This is a genomic window from Pseudomonas sp. R62, assembly GCF_000257605.1.
GTDB classification, from domain to species: Bacteria; Pseudomonadota; Gammaproteobacteria; order Pseudomonadales; family Pseudomonadaceae; genus Aquipseudomonas; species Aquipseudomonas atacamensis.
This window is the reverse complement of sequence record NZ_JH635998.1, coordinates 1381038-1384326: the sequence shown is the minus strand read 5'-3', so window position 1 is coordinate 1384326 and position 3289 is coordinate 1381038. Positions and strand designations below refer to the sequence as shown.

Genomic DNA, 3289 nt, shown 5'->3' with positions numbered 1-3289 from the left:
GAGGAAGAACATGCGATAGAAATTCGGGTCGTAATTGCGCAATTTCTCTCCCGGCAACGACGGCAGTCGCGCGTCCGCCGCCAGTGGCTGGACCAGGTGCGGGGTGACGATCATCAGCAGCTCGCGCTCTTCGCGTTTGATCTGCGAACCCTTGAAAAACGCGCCGAGGATGGGAATGTCGCCCAGGCCGGGAAACTTGTTCACTTGCGAGCTGTTGGTGGTGCTGATCAAACCGCTGATGACAAAACTTTCGCCATCGCCCAGCGATACGCTGGTGTCGGTACGGCGGATGGTCAGCGCCGGAACGGTGGTGCCGGCGATGTTCACCGCGTTGGCAAAATCCAGTTCGCTGACCTCCGGGGCGACCTTCAGCGCGATGCGATCGCGGCCGATGATGGTTGGCGTCAGCGTCAGGCGGATGCCGAATTCCTTGTACTCGATCGACACGCTGTCGCTGCCGGAACTGGGCACCGGAATCGGGATTTCCCCGCCGGCCAGGAAGCTCGCACTTTGCCCGTTCAGTGCCACCAGACTTGGTCGCGCCAGGGTGTAGGCGAAGCCGCTGGTTTCCAGGGCGTTGATGATCGCCATGGTCTTGCCGCCGACCCAGGAGAAGTTGAACAGCGAGTTATCCACCGGCAGGCGCGGCTGCGGCACGCCGTCGATTGGTGGCAGCGTGCCGGGCGAACCGAACAGGAAATTGCCGCGCGTGCCGATCAGCGACGCCGTGGCTTCCTTGAGTTTGGTGCGGCTGACTTCGACGAAGCGGATGTCGGTCTGCACTTGCGACGGCAGGGTCGGATCGTCCGACGGCACGCTGCTGGTCAGCGCCGTGGTCGCCGCGCCCTGGACAAAGACCATGGCTTGCTGCGGCTGCGCCGAGCAGGCGGTCCAGACCATCAGGCTGGTCGCGCCGGGGCCGACGCCCGTGAGCAAAAAGGACGAACCGCCATTGGCATGCACGTCGGCAATTTTCGGATCGCCCACTGCCAGCCGAGTGATTGCCACCGGTGACTGCATGTCCTGCTGGAAACCTTCACCGATCTCGATCACCGAGGGCAGGCGCGGCAGCGCCGAGCAATTGCCCACCGCCGCGAAGGCGCTGTCCATCGTCAATCCCAACAACAGCAAGGCCCGGAGCGCCGGTTTCAATGTCGGTCTGAGTCGACTCTGCATGCACGTGAATCCTTGCGCAGTCATGGGGTTTGTTGGCTGATCTGGTTGCCGCGAATGATTTCCACCGCAGGCCTGGGCGCCGCGCCGGCACTGGCGGTGGCAGGTGCTCTTTGCGCGCTGCCCAGGGCGAGTTGGGTGAACTGAAAAAGCTGGCTGTTGGCGCGATCCAGATGCGCGGGCGATTGCGCTTCGCCGGCCCAGTATTTCGCCAGCCGTTGTTCTTCGCTGCTGCGCACCGCGAGACGCAACGTGCCGACTTGAGTGGCGAGCATCAGGCGGCTGAGCAGTTGTTCCGGCACCGCCAGCACCGCAGTCCGCGCGGCGATGCGGCGCTGGTCCTGTTTGAGTTTTTCTTCGGCGCTGAGGCTCGGCGATGCCGGTTGGCCGTCGTTGGTCAGGCCGTACTGATCACCGATCCCGAGCACGCGCAGGGCGGGAACGGCGATCTGCGCCGACTGCTGCAGGTTACTGGCGTCCTCGCGCAGATACAGCAGCACATCAACGTAATCGCCCGGCAGCAACTGCCCGGCGGCACCGATCACTTCATCGACGGCCACGGTCAGTGCGCGCTCGTCGCGGCGAATCATCCGCGCCAGCGCACCGCCAGCCTGGAAGCTTTCGTCATTCAGCCAGGTGCCGGCGCTGAGGTGGCGCCAAGGTGTGCGGCCGACTGCTTGTTCAATGCTGGTCAGGCTGCCGGCCGGTGCGCTGCGCAGTTTTTCCATGGTCACATCGGCGGCGGTCAACGGCGTGAACGGCGCTACATCGTGGAGCAGCACCACCACCGGTTGGCGGGTCTGGTCTTCGGCAATCGCGACAGTCTGTTCAATGCTGACCGCTGGGGCGACGGGCGCCTCGGCGACCGGGGCCGGCTGACGACTGAGCACCAGCCCCCAGTAACCGACAAAAACCGCGCCGAGCAACAGCAACGCGGCAAGGCCCATGGTGACGCGACTGTTCATGACGGCTCTCCCTTTCCTGCTGCACAACCGACGGCATCTGCTTGTGAAGGGCTTACTCATTCGGCAGCTATGAACATGCAACTATTTCGCTATTTCCAAGCTAGCTGATCCAAGCAAAAGCGCCATTAATGACAGGCAAATAACCCACCAAAGTATGAGTCCTGGCCAATTAACAGCAGGAAATGGCCGGGACACATTGGGATTAATGCTTTGTGATTAATGCGTTCTTACAGTTGTTGGGTGGGGGTTTGTTGACAATGCTCAAGTGGCCCGGTGGAACCTTGCCGCGGTGGTGATGTCGGCGCCAGAGGCGCGAAGGAGTGGAGCTATGTTTGGTATGACTTTTGATTATCTGATGGCCAAGGCTCGCGCGTTTGCCCGCAGTGAAGAGGGTGCTTCGGCTATCGAATATGCGATTGTGGTGGCGATGGTGGCGGTGGTGGTTGTGGCGTTCGTCACTCCGCTTGGAGACAGGGTCTTGGCGATCTTCAACAATATTCTGACCTCGCTCGATGGTACGGCTGTGACCCGGCCAACGCCGTGATTTTGTGAACTCTGCACTTGGCTGATATCGCACTACACTGGATTTACCTTTCAGTATTCAGGTATTGCCTATGAACGCGTCTTCGTCGCCCCGCCAACAACTGCTTCTGGTTGATGATGAAGAAGACGCGTTGCTGGAGTTGGCGGAGTTGCTGGAGGGGGAGGGGTTTGTCTGTCATACCGCGACGTCGGTGAAGTTGGCGTTGCATCTGTTGACCCGGCATCCTGATATTGCTTTGGTGATTACTGATCTGCGTATGCCCGAGGAGTCGGGCATGTCGTTGATCAGGCGGTTGCGTGAGCATACGTCGCGGGAGCATTTGCCGGTGATTGTGATGTCGGGGCATGCGGATATGGAGGATGTCAGCGATATGTTGCGGTTGCAGGTGCTGGATCTTTTTCGCAAGCCGATTTATCACGTGAGGTTGTTGGAGACTCTCGATAATTTGTTTCCCAAGCCTCGGGTTGAGGCTGGGTGAACTCGGCGGCCTTTGGGCCGACCGTGTTCTTGGGGGGTGGGTGAATATCCGTTGCTGCGGGTGTTACGGCTGGCGGTTTCGCCCTTACGGCGAGTCACCTTTTTCAAACGCCAAAAAGGTAACCGAAAA

At 60.5% G+C, this 3289-nt stretch carries 4 protein-coding genes; 2 read left to right on the top strand and 2 right to left on the bottom strand.

The features are described 5' to 3' along the window. Positions 1-1176: type II and III secretion system protein family protein (locus tag OQK_RS07550; RefSeq protein WP_016771839.1), on the bottom strand; the 1176-nt coding region annotated here is incomplete at its 3' end. Positions 1177-1196: 20 nt separating this feature from the next. Beyond that, on the bottom strand, positions 1197-2138 hold the full coding sequence (cpaB, locus tag OQK_RS07545) for a Flp pilus assembly protein CpaB (protein WP_016771838.1): 942 nt from the start codon (positions 2136-2138) through the stop codon (positions 1197-1199). A 337-nt stretch (positions 2139-2475) separates the two neighbouring features. On the opposite strand from cpaB, the gene OQK_RS07540 reads away from it, so the two are divergent. Both OQK_RS07540 and OQK_RS07535 read left to right on the top strand, forming a co-directional pair. Further along, entirely contained in the window at positions 2476-2682 is a 207-nt protein-coding gene (locus tag OQK_RS07540) for a Flp family type IVb pilin (protein ID WP_038861137.1), read from the top strand. Positions 2683-2752: 70 nt separating this feature from the next. Next, positions 2753-3160: a response regulator gene (locus OQK_RS07535; RefSeq protein ID WP_016771836.1), complete on the top strand. Its 408-nt coding sequence runs from the start codon at positions 2753-2755 to the stop codon at positions 3158-3160. The last annotated feature ends 129 nt before the right edge of the window (positions 3161-3289 follow it).

Coding starts and splice junctions, on each gene's coding strand:
- OQK_RS07540 (WP_038861137.1), top strand. CDS start 2,476: ATGACTTTTGATTATCTGATGGCCAAGGCTCGCGCGTTTGCCCGCAGT.
- cpaB (WP_016771838.1), bottom strand. CDS start 2,138: ATGAACAGTCGCGTCACCATGGGCCTTGCCGCGTTGCTGTTGCTCGGC.
- OQK_RS07535 (WP_016771836.1), top strand. CDS start 2,753: ATGAACGCGTCTTCGTCGCCCCGCCAACAACTGCTTCTGGTTGATGAT.